This window comes from Microbacterium sp. oral taxon 186 str. F0373 (assembly GCF_000411455.1).
Lineage (GTDB): Bacteria > Actinomycetota > Actinomycetes > Actinomycetales > Microbacteriaceae > Microbacterium.
This window is the reverse complement of record NZ_KE150457.1, coordinates 1,899,371-1,916,299: the sequence shown is the minus strand read 5'-3', so window position 1 is coordinate 1,916,299 and position 16,929 is coordinate 1,899,371. Positions and strand designations below refer to the sequence as shown.

Annotated in this window: 16 protein-coding genes; 13 read left to right on the top strand and 3 right to left on the bottom strand. The window is 71.4% G+C overall.

The window, feature by feature from the left end; translation table 11 throughout:
- The first annotated feature begins 151 nt into the window (after positions 1-151).
- The 9 genes from HMPREF1529_RS16450 to HMPREF1529_RS08920 all read left to right on the top strand — a co-directional run bounded on the left by HMPREF1529_RS16450 (position 152) and on the right by HMPREF1529_RS08920 (position 9,587).
- On the top strand, positions 152-415 hold the full coding sequence (locus HMPREF1529_RS16450; protein WP_016464575.1) for a hypothetical protein: 264 nt from the start codon (positions 152-154) through the stop codon (positions 413-415).
- Positions 357-1,001, top strand: a complete 645-nt coding sequence (locus HMPREF1529_RS08955; RefSeq protein WP_016464574.1) for a LuxR C-terminal-related transcriptional regulator — start codon at positions 357-359, stop codon at positions 999-1,001. Before HMPREF1529_RS16450 ends, HMPREF1529_RS08955 begins: the two co-directional genes overlap by 59 nt.
- A gap of 29 nt (positions 1,002-1,030) precedes the next feature.
- Positions 1,031-1,381 carry a histone-like nucleoid-structuring protein Lsr2 gene (locus HMPREF1529_RS08950; RefSeq protein WP_005050915.1) on the top strand — a complete coding sequence of 117 codons (351 nt, stop codon included), beginning with the start codon at positions 1,031-1,033 and terminating at the stop codon, positions 1,379-1,381.
- Between the two features lie 72 nt (positions 1,382-1,453).
- Positions 1,454-2,104 (top strand): response regulator, encoded by a 651-nt coding sequence (locus HMPREF1529_RS08945; protein ID WP_005050918.1) that lies wholly within the window; start codon positions 1,454-1,456, stop codon positions 2,102-2,104.
- Positions 2,105-2,114: 10 nt separating this feature from the next.
- A complete protein-coding gene (locus HMPREF1529_RS08940; RefSeq protein WP_016464573.1) occupies positions 2,115-3,857 on the top strand; it encodes a hypothetical protein in 1,743 nt (580 codons plus the stop codon).
- Positions 3,858-3,914: 57 nt separating this feature from the next.
- The gene (locus tag HMPREF1529_RS08935; protein ID WP_016464572.1) at positions 3,915-4,589 is read left to right on the top strand and encodes a GAP family protein; all 675 of its coding nucleotides are present in this window, start codon (positions 3,915-3,917) and stop codon (positions 4,587-4,589) included.
- Positions 4,590-4,637: 48 nt separating this feature from the next.
- Entirely contained in the window at positions 4,638-6,227 is a 1,590-nt protein-coding gene (locus tag HMPREF1529_RS08930) for a carboxylesterase/lipase family protein (RefSeq protein WP_016464571.1), read from the top strand.
- Between the two features lie 39 nt (positions 6,228-6,266).
- Positions 6,267-8,024 (top strand): amidohydrolase, encoded by a 1,758-nt coding sequence (locus HMPREF1529_RS08925; protein ID WP_016464570.1) that lies wholly within the window; start codon positions 6,267-6,269, stop codon positions 8,022-8,024.
- Between the two features lie 39 nt (positions 8,025-8,063).
- Positions 8,064-9,587: an MFS transporter gene (locus tag HMPREF1529_RS08920; RefSeq protein ID WP_016464569.1), complete on the top strand. Its 1,524-nt coding sequence runs from the start codon at positions 8,064-8,066 to the stop codon at positions 9,585-9,587.
- Positions 9,588-9,600: 13 nt separating this feature from the next.
- Here the strand turns inward: HMPREF1529_RS08920 and HMPREF1529_RS08915 are convergent, their stop codons facing one another.
- From HMPREF1529_RS08915 to HMPREF1529_RS08905, 3 genes are all read right to left on the bottom strand, one after another.
- Complete coding sequence (locus tag HMPREF1529_RS08915; protein ID WP_016464568.1) at positions 9,601-10,344, bottom strand: YidC/Oxa1 family membrane protein insertase; 744 nt, start codon at positions 10,342-10,344, stop codon at positions 9,601-9,603.
- 82 nt (positions 10,345-10,426) lie between these two features.
- Positions 10,427-10,720: a hypothetical protein gene (locus HMPREF1529_RS08910; protein WP_016464567.1), complete on the bottom strand. Its 294-nt coding sequence runs from the start codon at positions 10,718-10,720 to the stop codon at positions 10,427-10,429.
- Between the two features lie 51 nt (positions 10,721-10,771).
- Positions 10,772-11,854, bottom strand: coding sequence for an alpha/beta hydrolase (locus tag HMPREF1529_RS08905; RefSeq protein ID WP_016464566.1), 1,083 nt, complete (start codon positions 11,852-11,854; stop codon positions 10,772-10,774).
- A 151-nt stretch (positions 11,855-12,005) separates the two neighbouring features.
- On the opposite strand from HMPREF1529_RS08905, the gene HMPREF1529_RS08900 reads away from it, so the two are divergent.
- The 4 genes from HMPREF1529_RS08900 to HMPREF1529_RS08885 all read left to right on the top strand — a co-directional run bounded on the left by HMPREF1529_RS08900 (position 12,006) and on the right by HMPREF1529_RS08885 (position 16,871).
- Positions 12,006-13,049, top strand: coding sequence for an AraC family transcriptional regulator (locus tag HMPREF1529_RS08900; protein ID WP_036283110.1), 1,044 nt, complete (start codon positions 12,006-12,008; stop codon positions 13,047-13,049).
- A gap of 149 nt (positions 13,050-13,198) precedes the next feature.
- On the top strand, positions 13,199-14,590 hold the full coding sequence (locus HMPREF1529_RS08895) for a flavin-containing monooxygenase (RefSeq protein WP_016464564.1): 1,392 nt from the start codon (positions 13,199-13,201) through the stop codon (positions 14,588-14,590).
- The gene (locus HMPREF1529_RS08890; RefSeq protein ID WP_016464563.1) at positions 14,587-15,462 is read left to right on the top strand and encodes an SDR family NAD(P)-dependent oxidoreductase; all 876 of its coding nucleotides are present in this window, start codon (positions 14,587-14,589) and stop codon (positions 15,460-15,462) included. Before HMPREF1529_RS08895 ends, HMPREF1529_RS08890 begins: the two co-directional genes overlap by 4 nt.
- Positions 15,459-16,871 (top strand): aldehyde dehydrogenase family protein, encoded by a 1,413-nt coding sequence (locus tag HMPREF1529_RS08885; protein WP_005050945.1) that lies wholly within the window; start codon positions 15,459-15,461, stop codon positions 16,869-16,871. Before HMPREF1529_RS08890 ends, HMPREF1529_RS08885 begins: the two co-directional genes overlap by 4 nt.
- Positions 16,872-16,929 lie beyond the last annotated feature (58 nt).

Below are 16,929 nucleotides of genomic sequence, written 5' to 3'. Positions count from 1 at the left end.
CGGCACGGGGCTCCCGCGGCGCGACGCGGGAGCCCCGTGTGGAGCACGTGTGGATCCCGCGTGGATCCCTGGCGGAGACCGCGACGACACCCGGTGATATCCTCGAGCGCACGGGTGACACAGCCGTCACCCTCGAGGTCAGGGAGGCGAGATGGCAACGCCGATCCCGCTCACCGACAGCGATCTGCTCGCGCACGCCGTCGAAGATCTGGCCACCCGCACGGGCCTTCCCGTCGCCTTCGGCGGGTTCGAGCGGGCGAACGCGGTCGAGGTCACCTCGGTCGTCGGAAACCGCACTCCGCACCTGTCCGGACTCGTCGTGCACGCCAGCCGCGGCCTCGGGGGGGCGGGCGCTCGTGGAGCGGCGCCCGCGACTCGCGCTCGACTACCGGTCCTCGCGCAACATCACCCATGACTACGATCGCGCGATCCTCGGCGAGGGGATCTCGACGCTGTTCGCTGTTCCCGTCCTCGTTGCGGGGCGCGCACGCGGCGTGCTCTACTGCGGCTCGTGGTCGCCGTCCCCCTTCGGAGAGTCCACCGCACGCATGGCGCTCCAGGTCGCCAGCGATCTGGCGACGGAGCTTCGCGTCAGAGAAGAAGTGCAGCGGCGACTCACCCTCGCCCCGGCATCCACCTCGGGCGTCGACCCCGTGCTGCGCGAGCACCTGCGCGACACGTACGCGCAGTTGCGCCGCATCGCCGCCGACGTGCCCGACGCCGCCATCCGGCGGCGCCTCGCCGAGATCGAGCAGCGTCTCGCGGACCTGACCCGCGAAGACGGTGCGGCCACGGAGGCGCTCGATGTGAAGCTGTCGCCGCGTGAGATCGATGTGCTCGCGTGTGCGGCGCTGGGCCAGACCAATGCCGAGATCGCGGTCGCGCTCGGATTGCGAGAGGGCACCGTCAAGTCGTATCTGCAGTCGGCGATGGCCAAACTCGACACGGGAACGCGCCACGCGGCGGTGATACGGGCGCGACGCGCGGGGTTGCTCCCCTGATCAGCCGTCAGTATCAGTAGGCTCTGCCCATGGCCCGCAAAATCGTTCACCAGCTCGTCGATGACCTGGACGGCACCGTTCTCGAAGTCGGTGACGGTGAGACCGTCCTGTTCTCGCTGGACGGCACCGCGTACGAAATCGACCTCACCACCGACAACGCCGCCGCACTCCGCGATGTGCTCGCGCCGTATGTCGCCGCCGCGCGCAGCGTGTCGTCGCGCTCCGCCGCACCGCGCCGTACCGGCACCCGCGGCCAACGCCGCTCCCAGCAGCGCGACTACGGCCCGATCCGCGAGTGGGCCGCCAAGAACGGTTTCACGGTGTCGGAGCGCGGGCGCGTCCCGGCATCCGTTCTCGAGGCTTACGACGCCGCTCACTGACGGCTGCAAGGAGCACACCGGCACACGTCGGGGCAACGACGGGGCGCGCGGCGCGAGCGCTAGGGTGATGTCGTGGCCTCGGACTGGACCCGTCGCGTGCTCGTGGTCGAAGACCAGGCCGCCCTGCGCATGCTCGTGTGCGAGCTGCTGCAGCGTCACGGGTTCGAGACGGCCGCCGCGGCCGACGCGGCGACGGCCACCCAGCTGTTCACCGAGTTCGACCCCGACGCGCTGCTGACCGATATCGACCTCGGCAGTCGCCCTTCCGGCGCCGAACTGGCAGCGATGCTCTCCGAGCTCGCTCCGCATCTGGCGATCGTCTTCCTCAGTAGCTATCCACGGGCCGCGGCCGGCGCGACGGCGATGGGCATCGCCCATGCGGTCTTCGTCTCCAAGCAGGATCTCGACTCGGCCGACGCGCTCGTGTCGGCGTTGGAGCAGGCCCTGTCGACGCGGCGCGTGCCGGCGGCGACGGCTCTGCCGGCACCCGATGCCCGCGACGGGCTCGGCGCGCTCACCCGCCATCAGCTCGAGATCCTCGCGATGGTCGCTCGCGGCTGGTCGAACGAGCGCATCGCCGAAGAGACCGCGTCGAGCGTGCGGGCCGTGGAACGTTCGATCAGCCGCCTGTTCGACCGCTTGGATGTGACGGGCGACCCGACCGTCAGCCCTCGCGTCGCCGCTGCGGCGATGTACCTGGCCGCGTTCGGCCCCGCCCGGTGAGGAGCCGCGGGTGAGGTGGTTCGCCACGGCGTTCGGCCGTGTCGTGGCCGACGGACGGTTTCTGAGCCCGTGGTCGCTCGCGGCCACCCTCGTCCTGTCGATGACGATCATGGCGCCCGTGGGTGCGGGCGTGGATGTCGCGGCGCTGGCTCCGGCGACGCTGGCCACGACGACATGTTTCGTGCTCGCGCTCGGGGCCCTCGCGCTGATCGAGCGGCAGGTGTCCGCGCCGCGCGTGCGCGCGATCGTGCTCATCGTCGGCATCGTCGCGTGCGCCGCCCTGCGCCCGCTCGTGCAGGACGCGTGGGCCGCGCTATGGGCGCTGCCGATCCCCGCAGCAGCCCAGCTGCCGTTCCGTATCGCGACGAACGTGGTCGTCTGGCCGGTCGTGCTCGCGATGATCGCCGTGCTCGAGAACGCCGTGCACACGCTGCGTCGCACCAACGCACTGCTGCGCGAGGTGGCGGCAGAGCTCGCCGCCGCGCCCGACCGCGCCGTCGTCGTCGACCGGCGTGCCCGCCGCGAAGTGGATGCCGCGGCATCCGCCCTCAGCCGGGCGATCGATCGGTGGGATCCCGCGACGGGGCCGAGCGGCGTGCGCGCGCTCGGGACGGAGGCCTTCCGCACCTGGAGCCACCGCCTGCAACAGGTGGCGGACGATGCGGCGACGACCTCGGCGCCGCGGGTCGCACCCGCCACAGATGGGATCTCGATTCGCCGTCGCGGCCTGGCGCTCCCGCCGCTGCGACTGCCACCACGCGGAACGGTCGCGATCGTCTACATCGCCTGCACACTGCCCTACGCGCTGCGAACGACGGGCCCCGCCGAGCTGATCGCGGGTCTGGTCGCCGTCGTCGCCGTGACGGGTCTTGTCGACCATGTCGCGCGGCGCCGAAGGTTCGTACGCAGCGCCCGTCTCAGCGCCACGGTCTATCTGCTGGGCGCGGCCATCGGCGGCGTCGTGCTCTCCGTGCTGGCAGCGATCTACGGACATCGCGGCCTCATCGCGCTCCTGCCCGCCATCGACTACCTCGCCTTCGCGCTCGCGGCCGGCCTGTGCGCGGGCGCCGTGCAGAGACTGCGCCGAGAACAGCGTCGACTGTCGGGAACGATCACGCATTCTCAGCGCGCGAGCCGCGAGGGGGTCGGTCCCGCTCGGGAAGGCCTGCGACGCACGGCGGAGCTGCTGCACCGCGACGGGCAGGGAGCGTGCATGCAGTTCGCGCTGACGCATCCGCACTCGTCCCCGGCGGACACCTCCGCACTGCGCGACGATCTTCTCGCGCTCGTGCATCGGCTGACGTCGACGTATGCGGCAGCCGACCCCGGCACGGACGCGGCGGCGCTGCGTGCGCTGCTGGCGACGTGGGGACGGGTGATCGTGCTGCAGACCACGCTCGATCCCCGGGCGCTGGCCGCGCTCGATGCGCATCCCCGCCTCGCGCGCGATGTGTACGACGTCATCGCCGAGGGACTTCTGAACGCGGTCAAGCACAGCGACGAGAAGAGTGCGGAGGTGAGCCTCGATGTCGTCGCGACGGGCGCGGGCAGCCGGCTGCGCGCTCGCGTGCGCTCGCGGGGGCGCACGGCGCCGGATGCCGAGCTGCGACCGGCCTCCCACGCGCGCGACCTCGGCGCACGCCTGCGCACAGACGGTCGCGACACGCTGCTCGAGGCGCTGTTCGCCCTGCCGCCGACCACTCCTGTCGTGTCAGCCGAACATCCCGAAAAGCAGGCCGCACCCCCGTCATAACGTCGTCATCGCACCCCCGGACACCCGGCCCGGGAGCAGCGATGAAACGGAATCGACGTGAACGACCTGCACAACCTTCTTCCCCTCGCGGTGGGCATGCTCCTGTCCCCGCTGCCCATCGTGGCCATCGTCGCGATCGTGCTCGCACCCCGCGGCCGCGCCTGCGCCCCCGTCTACACCGCGGTCTACACGCTGGTCGCCTTCGCCGCCACGGGCCTGGGCGCGCTGGGCGCGGCCCGCGCGTCGGCGTCGAGCGGCCCCGCGGCGCAGACGGTCTCGCTGATCCTGGCGATCGTCCTCGGCCTCGGCTTCACGGTGTTCGCCATCGTGAACTGGATGTCGCGTCCGAAGGACGGCAAGCCCGCGACCGCGCCGACGTGGCTCGCAGCCATCGACAGCGTCACCCCCCTCTCGGCAGCCGGTCTGGGCCTCGTCATGGCGGTGACCAACTCGAAGAACATCCCCCTCGAACTCAAGGCGGGCGCCCTCATCGGCGAGGCACACCTCGCCCCCCTCGCCGCCGTCGGCCTGTGCCTGGCCGTCGCAATGATCGGCTCTCTGCTGCTCGTGATTCCGGCTCTGGTCCAGCTGACCGGCACGGCCCGCGTGCTCTCCGCCCTGCAGGCGCTGAAGTCGCAGCTCATCACGCACAACGCCGCCATGATGACGGTACTGTTCGCGATCCTCGCGGCGAACGAGCTCGCACAGGTCATCCACCGTCTGGCCGCCTGAGCACCACGCCTCCCACTTCTCACACCTCCCGACTCGAAAGGAACTCCCATGTCGAACACCACCGAGACCGTCGACGTGTCCGTCCCCTGCATCGTCACGACCCCGGCCGGCACCTTCCGCGGCGCCGTCCGCGACGCGGTGCGCTCGTGGCGCGGCATCCGCTACGCCGAAGCCCCCGTCGGCGAGCGCCGCTGGCGCGACCCGGTTCCGGCGACCCTCGCGAGCGGTGAGGTCGACGCCACCGCGTTCGGTGCGGCCTGCCCCCAGGTGCGCACGCCCGCGATCGCCCTGGGCGATGACGCCGTCCTCGACGAGGACTGCCTGATGCTCAACGTGTGGGCACCCGACGCCGACGCCCCGGCGGGTGCGCGACCGGTCATGGTGTGGCTGCACGGCGGCGCCTACACGTTCGGCGCGTCCAGTCAGCGCACCTACGACGCGACCTCCCTGGTCTCGCGCGGCGACGTGGTCGTCGTGACCCTCAACTACCGTCTGGCCGCGTTCGGCTTCCTGGACCTGTCCGGCCTTCTGCCCGACGGCGGCTTCGACCGCAACCTGGCGCTCAAGGACGTGCTGGTGGCACTGCGGTGGGTGCAGGAGAACATCGCCGCGTTCGGCGGCGATCCCCACCGCGTGACCGTGTTCGGCGAGTCCGCCGGCGGCGGCCTGGTGACGACGCTGCTGGCCACTCCCTCGGCCGCGGGTCTGTTCCACCGGGCGATCGCGCAGTCCTCCCCCGCGTCCAGCATCTACGGCATCGACCGGGCGCGAGATGTCGCCGAGCGCTTCGTGCGAGAGCTCGGCATCGACCAGACGGATGCCGTCTCCACCGCCGCGGCGCTGCGCGCGGCATCCGCCGACGAGCTCGTGACCGCGGGGATGGCCGTGTACGCCCAGGTGCCCGACGAGGCGCCCGGCACGCTCGCGTTCGCGCCGATCATCGACGGCGACCTGCTGCCGGAGGCACCGGCGACCGTGCTGCACGAGGGCCGCGGACTGCCCGTCCCGCTGATGATCGGCACCAACAAGGACGAGGCGTCGCTGTTCAAGTTCATGAAGTCGCCCCTCATGCCGATCACCGAGGAGCGCATCATGACGATGTTCTCCGACATGGCCACCGACAACCCGACCGTCGAGCTGCCGTCGGTCGCCCAGGTGCAGACGGCGTACGAGAACGTGCGCAAGAACGCCGTGGGCCTGGGCGTCGCCCGCGACATCGGCTTCCGCATGCCCACCGTGTGGATCGCCGAGGGTCACGCCGCCACGGCCCCGGTCTGGCTGTACCGCTTCGATCACGCGGCGCCCTTCCTGCGACTGATCGGCCTCGGCGCCACCCACGGCAGCGAGCTGGCGTACCTCTGGGGCGTCTTCGCGAGCGGCCCCAAGGACCTCACGTTCCGACTCGGCGGCAAGCGTGCCGGCGAGGCGATCTCTGCCCGTATGCAGGAGCGATGGGCCGCCTTCGCTCATGGGCGCACGCCTGACGCAGACGGTGTCACCGGAGCCCCGCACTGGCCCGCCTACGATCCTGCCGACTCCCGTGCGACGTTGGTGATCGAGCGCCACGACAGCGTCGTCGACGATCTGGACGCCGCCCTGCGCGCCGCATGGGGCGACCAGGTCCTCGACTTCCACTGACCACGCGCCGCCGCCGCGCACCTTCGAAGGAGCCCGCTCATGTCCGACACCTGCACCGCCGCGACTCCCCTGAGCCGCGACCACCTCGCGCCCGCCATCGCCGCGGCCGGCGTCACCATCGCACCTGCCCACCATGGCGCGCCGAGCCGCTCGGACGAACCCGGGACGACGACAGCGACAGCCGACCTCCTGATCGTCGGCCGCATCGCGACCGGTGATCCCGCCGCTCCGCGCGCGGAGGCGATGGCGGTGCGCGACGGCCGCATCCTCGCCGTGGGTTCGGCGGCGGACCTGGACGGCCTCACCGGCCCCGCGACGAAGATCCTGTCTCCCGACGGGGTGGTCATCCCGGGCCTCATCGAACCGCATGCGCACATCTGGGTGTCGCTGCTGACGCTCGAGTGGACCGACGTCTCGCACGCCGCCTGCCCGCGCTTCGACGACGTCGTCTCGGTTTTGACGGCCGCCGCGCAGGCGACGCCGGCGGGTCAGTACGTGCTCGCGAAGCTGTTCGATCCGAGCCTGTACCCCGGTGAGCCGGCCCTCACCCGTGACATCCTCGACCGGGTCGCGCTCGACCGCCCGATCGTCGTGCTCAACGCGTCGATGCACTTCGCCTACGCCAACAGCGCGGCCTTGGATGCCGCCGGCATCACCGATGCCACACCGCAGCCGAGCGGGGGCACGCTGGAAAAGCGCGACGGGCGGCTCACCGGCGTGGTCGGGGAGTCTCCCGCGGTGACGATGCTGCTCGCGAACCTGCCGCGCCCCACGGCGGCGGACGTGGGTCGCGGCATCCGTCAGGTGCTGAACGAGTTCGCCGCGGCCGGCGTGACCTCGATGCGTGAAGCGATGACCGGCACGCTGGCCGGGGTGAGCGAAGTCGCCCTGCTGCACCAGCTCAACGGCGCCGAACGGCTGCCGGTGCGGGTGTCGACGGCGCAGTTCTCCTCCCTGGCGGGGTGCGCGACACCGGCCGAGGTCGCCCAGGCGTGGAAGGCGGCCGGGGTGACCCCGTTCAGCGGAGATGGAATGGTCCGTGCCGACGCGTGGAAGATCGTGGCGGACGGTTCGAATCAGGGCCGATCCGGCTACTTCCTGCAGCCGTATCTGGGCGAGACCTCGGGAGGCCACGCGAACTGGACGCCGGAGAGCCTGCGCGAGGTGATGCGCGCCGGTCTCGATGACGGCTGGCAGCTGATGATCCATACGAACGGCGACGCCGCCGTCGAGTTCGCCCTCCAGGCGGCGGAAGAGCTGCTGCCGCGCTGCGGTCAGAACGATCTGCGTCACCGCTTCGAGCACGCCTCGGTGACCACCGACGACCAGCTCGTACGGATGGCGGCGGCCGGAGTGTCACCGAGCTTCCTGATGGACCACGTCTACTACTGGGGCGCGGCCTTCCGCGACACGATCCTCGGCCCCGAACGCGCCGCGCGACTCGATCGCCTCGCCTCGGCGTACCGCGCGGGACTGCGACCCAGCCTGCACTCCGACTACAACGTGACGACGGTGCGGCCCCTGCGCAGCGCCCGCACGGCGGTGCTGCGCCGTCTCGAGGCCGACGCCACGGTGCTCGCGCCGGAGGAGCGCGTCAGCCCGGCGCAGGCCCTGTCGGCGATCACCGCCGATGCCGCCTGGCAGATCCACGCCGACGATCGCGGCACGCTCTCTGCCGGCCGGCGGGCGGACTTCGCCGTCGTGGACAGCGATCCGTGGACGAGTGATCCCGAGAGCTGGGATCGCATCGCCGTGCACGCGACCTACATCGACGGCGTTCCCGCCTTCTCCGCCTGAGCTCCCTCTCCGCTCCCCTCCCCACCCGAAAGCACCCTCATGACCACCACATCACCGACGTTCGTCGTGCGCTCGGCGCACACCCTCGCCATCCCGCTGCTCGGCGTGCTCGCCGCGGTTCAGGGCTCCGCCCCGAATATCGCGGCGACCGCACTCGTGGGCGCCAGCCGCGGCCTGGACATGGTCGGCGGCGATCAGGCGCTCGCGGCATCCATGCAGACCCTCGCGATCGCCGCCTCGGTCATCACAACCGGATTGCTCGCCGACCGGATCGGTCGCCGCCGCATGCTCATCGCCGCCCTCGTGACAGGTCTCGTCGGCCAGCTGATCGTGGCCGCCGCACCGATGCCGCTCGTCTACATCCTCGGCCAGGCGGTGACAGGCGTCGGCCTGGGCGCCGTGTACGCCGCCGCGTTCGCGTACATCCAGGTTCTGGCCGCGCCGGGCCGGCTGCCCGCCGCCGTCGCGACCTTCGCCGCGTGCTCGGGAGCCGCCGGCGTGCTGTTCACCTTCTCGGGGGGTTTGCTCGCCGGCGTCGACTGGCGCCTCGCGTTCGTGCTCGTTCCCGTGCTGTCGGCGCTGTGCATCCCCGCCGTCCTCGTGCTCCTGCCGACCGTCGCACCCACCGTCGCCGAGAAGCGCGATGTGGGCGGGCAGGTCGCCCTCATCGCCGGGATGGTCGTTTTCCTGTTCGGCGTGTCGCAGCTCGCCTCGTCGCTGACCAACCCGCTGACCTGGGCAGCCATGGCGCTGGGCGTGGTGCTTCTCGCCGCGTTCGTCTGGTCGCAGACACGCGTTGCGAACCCGTTCTTCCCGGTCGCGCTCTTTCGACGGCCCCTTTTCCTCGCGGCGCTCTGCGCGGGCTTCGTCTTCAATGCCGGCGGCGCGGTCGCCTTCTTGCAGCTGTCGAACCTGTGGCAGTACGTTCTCGCGCTGACGCCCAGCAGCGTCGCGGTGTGGCAGCTGCCGGTGTCGGTCACCTCGATCGTGGGCGCGATCGTGCTGGGGCGCCTGATGACGCGCGGCATGAGTCCGCAGACGTCACTGCTGGTGGGCGGCGTCCTGTCCGCGGCGGGCTTCGGGGCGGCTTTCCTCGCCCGCGAGGCCCCCACCCCGCTGGCGTTCGTCCCCGCCGGCATCCTCATCGCCTTCGGCATCACCGCCGCAGCCCTCCCCTACGGCACGCTCGTGCTCAGTGAGGCCCCCGCCGAGTTCTACGGGGCGGTGACCAGCTCGCGCACGACCTTCGGGCAGCTCTTCTCCTCGCTGGGCACGGCGGTGTCGACCGTCGTGATCACCCAGCTCACGATCTCGGGGATCACCGCCCGCCTGTCGGCGGCGGGGCTGTCGGATGCCGCGGTGCACACCGCTCTGGTCGGCGTCGGCACCTACGCGAAGGACGGCACACGCCCCGACGCGCAGGTGTTCGATGCCGCCGTGGCCGCCTACCGCGCCGGGTTCGGTGCACTGATGATCGGCATGGCGGTCATCGCGTTGGCGGCCAGCGTCGCCGGGTCGGCCCTGATCGCTCGTGCCTCGCGGGCGGTGCCGGCGTCCGCATGACCGCGGTGCGCCGTCACGACTCGCGGTGCGGCGGGTGCGGTGGGTACAGCCGTCGCAGAACGAGTCGCTGGCCGAGGGTCCAGGTGACGGTCGTCAGCAGGTAAACGGCCGCCGCAAGCGGGACGAACAGCGCGACGACGGCGGTGAGGAACGGCGCCGTCTCGACCAGCAGCCGCTGCCCGGGCGGCAGCGTCGTCGCCACCGCCGGTCGCAGCAGTCGTCGCGTGAGCTCGCCGATGAGAGCGATGAGCACGACGATGACGCCGAACACCAGCGCGGCCGCCCCGTCGAAGCCGCTCGTCGCCACCGCGACGGCGGTCTGCCCCAGCGGCACACCGAGGAGGTGCTCGCCGAGCAGCGGGTTCGTGTGTCCCGCGATCGATCCGTGCAGGAACACGGCATACACGAGCCCAACGACCGGCGCCTGAATCAGCGGCGGAAGACACCCGGCGGCGGGCGAGACGCCTTCGACGCGGTAAAGAGCGAGGGTCTCGCGCTGCAGCCGCTCGGGATGTGCGCGCCACCGCTTCTGCAGTGCGCGCAGCCGCGGCGCCAGGCGCGAACGCGCCTGATCGGCTTTCGCCTGTGCGACCCCGGCCGGCGCGAGCGCGATCCGTACGATGAGGGTCACGAGCACGACTGCCGCTGCGGCGGCCCCCGGCCCGGCGACGGGAGTGAGAACGGCGATGAGGGCCATGAGCCCGCGCGCCGAGAGGTCGAGCAGAGCCGCCAGGGGCGGCAGGGTGAAGATGTCCACGAGATGTCCATTCCGACGAGGCGATCAGGGTGAGCTGGTCGGCCGCGAAGGGATGCCGAGGGCGGCGTCCGGACGGGAGTGACTACGCGGCCGGAAGGGCCGCGCTCGGACCTCTGCGGAGGATGTGACCGGGAGCGTCGGGGGCGCTCTGCGCGACGGGCGCGCTCAGCACGTCGCTGCGCGCCGGACGGATGCGATCGTGTGCAGAGCGATCGGGTCGGGTGGCGGCGCCCGCGGCCATCACGACGAGGGCGGCCGCGGCGAGCGCGATGCCCGCGGCGACGACGGCGAGCGAGGTGATCGGTGAGACTCCCGTGGGCAGGATGCCGACGGCCACAGCGATCGTGCGCAGCAGCAGGAGGAATGCGTCGATCATCGGCGGTCCTCCCTCTCAGCCACGGTGAGAATCCAGGCTAGCGGAGGAGCGTCATCGCTTCGACGGTGCGAGCGAGCCGGCGTCGGCGATGCCGGTGCGCCCGCCGAGCCCGCGGACGAGCACGCCGACCGATTCGGCGAGCGCGCGTGAGCTCAGCCGCCCCACGCCGGTCGCATTGACGAACGCGTGGATGTGACCGTCCACGACTTGCAGCGTCGTGGGCACCCCGGCATCCTTCAGTCTTTCGGCGTAGGCGATGCCCTCGTCGCGCAGCACGTCGAAGCCCGAGACGGCCACGTGCGCGGGCGGCAGCTTCGTGAGCGCGGACGCCTCGGCACGCAGCGGTGAGGCGAACGGGTCGAGCGCGTGCGCGGGCGTCGGCAGGTAGTGTCCGCGGTACCAGTCCATCTGCTTCTCGGTGAGGAAGTAGCCCTCGGAGAACAGCCGGTAGGAGCGGTGCTTGCCGGACAGATCGGTGACCGGGAAGAACAGCAGCTGGAAGTCGGGCGCGCCCGCCGCATCTCCCACGGTGGCAAGGCTCACCACTGCGCTCAGGTTTCCGCCGGCGCTGTCGCCCGCGACCGCGATCCGGCGCCCGGGCCGGTGCTCACGCACCCAGCGATAGCCGTCGATGGCGTCCTCGACGCCGGCGGGGAACGGATGCTCGGGCGCGAGGCGGTAGTCGACCGAGATGACTTCGAGGCCGCTGGTGGCCGCGATGAACCGGCAGACCGAGTCGGCCGAGTCGAGGCTGCCGACGACCCAGCCGCCGCCGTGGAAGTACACGACGGTGCCTTCGGCCTCGCGCACGTGCTGATAGCGGCGCGCCCGGACGGCTCCCGCGCGCGTCGGGATCTCGATGTCTTCGACGTTCGCGACGGGCAGCGAGCCGCCGAAGATGCGGGCTTCGGCGTCGATCTGGGCTCGCGCGCGATCCAGCGGCAGGTCGGAGAAGTCGGATCCTGGGAGGGCGTTGAGCAGTCGCAGCGCCATCTGCACCTCGGTGTACAGGCGCTGGCCGTCCACGACGACCGGCCGACCGGCGATGACCCGCTGGATCGGTTCGGGCAGCGCGCCGAGCGTGCGGATGACGGCGCGCAGCAGGCGTTCGGAGGCGGCGGGAGTGTCGGGCATGGCGGCTCCTCGGGGTCGGCGGCGTCGACGATTCGCGGGCGACCGGCAACCGGTCGGGACAGGATGCGCTCGACGATAGCGATCGTCGGGGATTTGTCACGGTCCACCCCCGCCAGCGAGCGGACATCATCGGCCAAATAGAATGGCCACCATGTCCGAGCGCCTCGCCGTAACGCCCTCCTCGGCCGTCATCACCCCGAACCTCATCCGCTACCTGCTGCAGGTGGCCGACGAGCACGGTGTCTCTCTCGAACGCGCTCTGCGGGCGGCGTCGCTGACACGGAGCGCGATCGAATCCCCCGCTCTGCGCGTCTCGTACCGGCAGGGTCACGTGATCATCGAGCAGGCGCTCCTGCTGCTCCCCGTGCCGGCGCTCGGGATCGAGGTGGGGCGGCGTCAGCCGATCACCGCCTCGGGACTGTTGGGCCTCGCCATGATGTCGAGCGCGACTCTGCGCGATGCGGTGCGGGTCGGTCTGCGGTTTCAGAATCTCGCCGGCTCGATGGTGCGCTGGAGCTCGGCGGAAGAGGCCGGTGGCCTGGTGGTGACCGCCGCACTGCAGGAGCCCGCGTCGCCGGTGGGCACGTTCCTCATCGAGGAGGGGTTCGCGAACATCACGCGCATGGCCCGTGATGTCGCCGGTCTGGCGGGGCCGCAGCTGGTCGAGCTGGCCCACGCGGCGGGATCCGACCCCGCGGTGTACCGCGACTACTTCGGCAACGCCGTGCGGTTCGCCGCGGCGCGCAATGCCTGGCACGTACCCCTCGCATCGGCGCATGCCGCGCTTGCGAGCGCCGACGCCTGGACCCACCGCGAGACGGTCGCACTGCTGGAGACGCAGACCGACAGCATCATCGAGCGCCAGGAACTCGTCGCCGTGCTCGCGACGCAGATCGAAGACGCCCTGCCCGACGTGCTCCCGCTCGCGGCGCACGCACGTGCACTCGCGACGAGCGAGCGGACACTCCGGCGACGACTGATCGAGGTGGGGGCGAGCTACTCCGGCGTGCTCGACGATGTGCGCAAGCGTCTCGCCGCCGAGCTGTTCGCCTCCCCCGTGCTGACGACAGCCGAGATCGCGTTCCGCCTCGGATACGGCGACGACCGCTCCCTGCGGCGCAGCACGCTGCGGTGGTTCGGCTCCTCTCCCGCGGCACTGCACGCCGAGGCGCGCCGCCCGCTGATCGTCCGCTGACCGGCTCGCGAACCGACCGGGCGCACCCGGAGGGATAGATCAGGTCAAGGTCGATGGCCGATCGTGTCCGTTTCCTGGATGCCGTGCGTCCGCCCTGCGCCGTGCGACGGGCCGTACCGTGAGGTCCTCACCCGCACAAAGGAGCGCTGATGAACACGTCGCCCACTGCCGTCCGACCTGTCGACACCACGGTCTGCGTCATCGGCGCCGGCCCCGCCGGACTCGCCGTCGCTCGCGCACTCAGCGAGAAGGGCATCGACTACACGCACCTCGAACGCCACACGCAGGCCGGAGGTCTGTGGGACATCGAGAACCCGGGCACCCCGATGTACGAGTCGGCGCACTTCATCTCGAGCCGCACCGTGTCGGGCTTCTCCGGCTTCCCCATGCCCGACGACTACCCCGACTACCCCGGTCACGCGCAGATCCTCGCCTACCTGCGATCGTTCGCCGACGCCTACGGGCTCACTTCCCGCATCCGCTTCGGCTCGACCGTCACCGCGATCGACGCGGCCCCCTCCTCGGCGGCGGGAACCCCGCGCTGGCGCGTCACCCTCGCCGACGGCACCACGACCGAGCACGAGCGCGTCATCGTCTGCACCGGCAGCCAGTGGCATCCGTTCGTTCCGGAGATCCCGGGCTCGTACACCGGTGAGGTGCGCCACAGCCTCGACTACCGTTCACCGTCGGAGTTCGCCGGCAAGCGCGTGCTGATCGTCGGCGGGGGCAACTCGGCCTGCGACATCGCGTGCGACGCGGCGCGCTCGGCGCAGCGCGCCGCGATCAGTATGCGCCGCGGGTACTGGTTCATCCCGAAGCACGTGTTCGGGATGCCCTCCGACATCGTCGGCGGCAAGGGGTCGTTCCTGCCCAAGCCGGTGGAGCGGGCGATTCTGCAGCCGGTGCTCAAGCTGCTGACGGGAGATCCCACCCGGCTCGGTCTGCAGAAACCCGACCACAAGCTGTTCGAGACGCACCCGGTGCTCAACTCGCAGCTGTTCCATTACCTGCAGCACGGCGACATCGTCGCGCGTCCCGGCATCCGCCGTGCCGACGAGCTCTCGGTGGAGTTCACCGACGGCACGCGGGAGGAGTTCGACGTCATCCTCATGGCGACCGGGTACCGGCACCGCGTGCCGGTGGCCCAGCGCTACTTCGGCGACGAACAGCACCCCGATCTGTACCTCAACTGCGTCTCCCGAGACCACGCCGGGCTGTATGGCGTCGGCTTCATCGAGACGAACAGCGGTGCGTACGGACTGTTCGACCAGCAGGCGCACCTGCTGGCGTCGTTCATCGCGGGTAGCCGCACGGGCGAAGCCGCAGCGTCCGAGTTCGAGCGTCTGCGCATCGCCGACACCCCTGATCTGTCCGGCGGTCTGCACTTCGACTCCTCTCCGCGCCATCGCGGCTACGTCGACGCCGACGCGTACGTCAAGTACGTGAAGAAGCTGGCCCGCCGCCTCGGCTGGGCCCTCGAAGGCGAGGCTCCGGATGCCGCGCGCCGCCGGACCGCGCGAGCAGCGGAGGTCGCGGCGTGAGCTACGACTACCGCGACAAGGTCATCGTCGTCACGGGCGGCGCCGGGGGCATCGCCCGCGCCTTCGCCGGCGAGGCCGCGCAACGCGGCGCGGCGCTCGCCCTCGTCGACATCCGCGCCGAAGCCGCCGAACGCGCGGCCGCCGCACTGCCCGGTCGGGGACATCGGGGCTTCGCCGGCGATCTCACCGACGACGACCAGGTGGAGCGTGTGCTCGGCGAGATCGAAGAGGCCTACGGCCGCATCGATGTACTCATCAACAACGTCGGCATGACGAGCGCGGAACGCTTCGACGCCCGCTCGGTGGCGAGCATCCGGCTCGAGACCGAGGTGAACCTCCTGTCGCCGCTGGTGCTCACCCGCCTGGCCCTGCCGTTGCTGCACCGCTCGCGCGACCCCCGCGTGATCACGACCGTCTCGCTCGGGGGCATCTTCCCCCTGGGTGAGACCCCGATCTACACGGCGTCGAAGTTCGGGCTGCGCGGAGCGATGCTCTCGATCGGGCTCGACCTGCGCCAGAAGGGGATCATCGCCGGCTCCGTGCTGCCGTCGGCGACCGACACCCGCATGCTGCGGCAGGAGGCGATCGATGGAGGCAACTCGCTGCAGTTCCAAGATCCGCCCCAGCCGCCCCGGGCGGTCGCCCGCGCGATGATGCGCATGCTCGACCGGCCGCGGCTGGAGATCTACCCGAAGCCGTCGGAGTCGGTGCTGATCCGCCTCGCCATGCTCGTGCCCAACGCCCTGCCGCAGCTGATGCGCGGCTTCCGCCGTCGCGGCGAGCGCGGCATGGCCCGCTACCTCGCCCAGTTGGAGCGCGACGGACACGTCGTCCGCGACGGCGACGACCTCGTTCTGAAGGAGACCGCATGACCGCCGCCACCCTCACCCTCCGCTCGCCCGCCGACGGGACCGTGCTCGGCGAGACGCCGATCACGTCGGCCGCCGAGGTGCACGCCGCGGCCCGTCGCGCCGACGAGATCTTCCGCTCACGGGTGTGGGCGGGGCGAACGCCCCGGGAGCGCGCCGCGGTGCTGTCGCGCCTGGCGGATCTGATGGCGCGCGACGCCGAGACGCTCGCCCGCTTGGACTGCGAGGATGCCGGCAAACCGATCACCGAGTGCCGCGAGAACGACGTGCCGTCGGCGATCGAATCCATCCGCTGGTTCGCCGAAGCCGTCGACAAGCAGTACGGCACGACGACGGCATCCGGACCCGACGTGCTCGCCTTCACCGAACGCGAGCCGTTCGGCGTGGTTGCGGCGATCCTCCCCTGGAACTACCCCCTCGCGATGGCCGCGTGGAAGGTGGGCCCAGCGCTCGCGGCCGGCAACAGCCTCATCCTCAAGCCCGCCGACGCGACGCCGCGGTCGGTGCAGCATCTCGCCGCCCTCGCGGCCGAGGCGGGACTTCCCGACGGGGTCCTGCAGGTGCTGCCCGGAGACGGGCCGACGACGGGCGCGGCGCTGGCCGACGACCCGATCATCGGCGCCCTGTCGTTCACGGGGTCCACGGCGACCGGACGGTCGATTCTCGCCGCCGCCGCCGCGAGCAATCTGAAGCGGGTGAGCCTGGAGATGGGCGGCAAGAGTCCGCAGATTCTGATGGATGACGCCCTCTCCTTCGGCGACGAGCTGATCGAAGCGATGGTCGAGTCGGCGTTCCTCACCTCGGGACAGAACTGCACGGCGGGCTCGCGCATCCTCGTGCACCGCTCGATCCACGACGAGGTGGTGGCGCGGTTCGCCGCCGCGGCTGACGCCCTGCGCGTCGGTCACCCCGCCGACCCCGCGACGCAGCTCGGCCCCGTGCTCACCGCGGCCGCGGCCAGGCGGATGACGGATGCCGTGGCGCAGGCGCTCCGCGAGGGAGCGACGGTCGTGACGGGAGGCGGTGAGATCGATGTCGCGCCCGGTGGCCACTATGTCGCGCCGACGGTTGTGACCGGTGTGGCGCCCGGGTCGGACATCACCCGCCAGGAACTGTTCGGACCGATCGTCACGGTGCAGGCGTTCGATACGCGCGACGAGGCCATCGCTCTGGCCAACGACATCCCTTACGGGCTCGCGGCCTCGGTGTGGACGACGCGGCTGGACGACGCGCTGGCGCTGGCCCGCGGCGTGGAGGCCGGACTGGTCTCGGTCGGAGCGTACAGCGAAGGCGATCTGGCGATGCCCTTCGGCGGGTGGAAGCAGTCGGGCTTCGGAGGGGTGGAGAAATCGCTCCGCGCGTTCGAGCAGTGGACGCGCGAAAAGAGCGTCTGGATTCGCCACCGGCCCTGAGCGCGAGCCTCGGCTCGTTCACCGGCGGGTTCGGCGTGCGCACTACAATCGCGGCGTG

Excerpts from the sequence above, each read along its gene's own strand:
- HMPREF1529_RS08905 (WP_016464566.1), bottom strand. The coding sequence starts at position 11,854 with ATGCCCGACACTCCCGCCGCCTCCGAACGCCTGCTGCGCGCCGTCATC.
- HMPREF1529_RS08885 (WP_005050945.1), top strand. The coding sequence starts at position 15,459 with ATGACCGCCGCCACCCTCACCCTCCGCTCGCCCGCCGACGGGACCGTG.
- HMPREF1529_RS08900 (WP_036283110.1), top strand. The coding sequence starts at position 12,006 with ATGTCCGAGCGCCTCGCCGTAACGCCCTCCTCGGCCGTCATCACCCCG.
- HMPREF1529_RS08920 (WP_016464569.1), top strand. The coding sequence starts at position 8,064 with ATGACCACCACATCACCGACGTTCGTCGTGCGCTCGGCGCACACCCTC.
- HMPREF1529_RS08925 (WP_016464570.1), top strand. The coding sequence starts at position 6,267 with ATGTCCGACACCTGCACCGCCGCGACTCCCCTGAGCCGCGACCACCTC.
- HMPREF1529_RS16450 (WP_016464575.1), top strand. The coding sequence starts at position 152 with ATGGCAACGCCGATCCCGCTCACCGACAGCGATCTGCTCGCGCACGCC.
- HMPREF1529_RS08930 (WP_016464571.1), top strand. The coding sequence starts at position 4,638 with ATGTCGAACACCACCGAGACCGTCGACGTGTCCGTCCCCTGCATCGTC.
- HMPREF1529_RS08950 (WP_005050915.1), top strand. The coding sequence starts at position 1,031 with ATGGCCCGCAAAATCGTTCACCAGCTCGTCGATGACCTGGACGGCACC.
- HMPREF1529_RS08910 (WP_016464567.1), bottom strand. The coding sequence starts at position 10,720 with ATGATCGACGCATTCCTCCTGCTGCTGCGCACGATCGCTGTGGCCGTC.
- HMPREF1529_RS08895 (WP_016464564.1), top strand. The coding sequence starts at position 13,199 with ATGAACACGTCGCCCACTGCCGTCCGACCTGTCGACACCACGGTCTGC.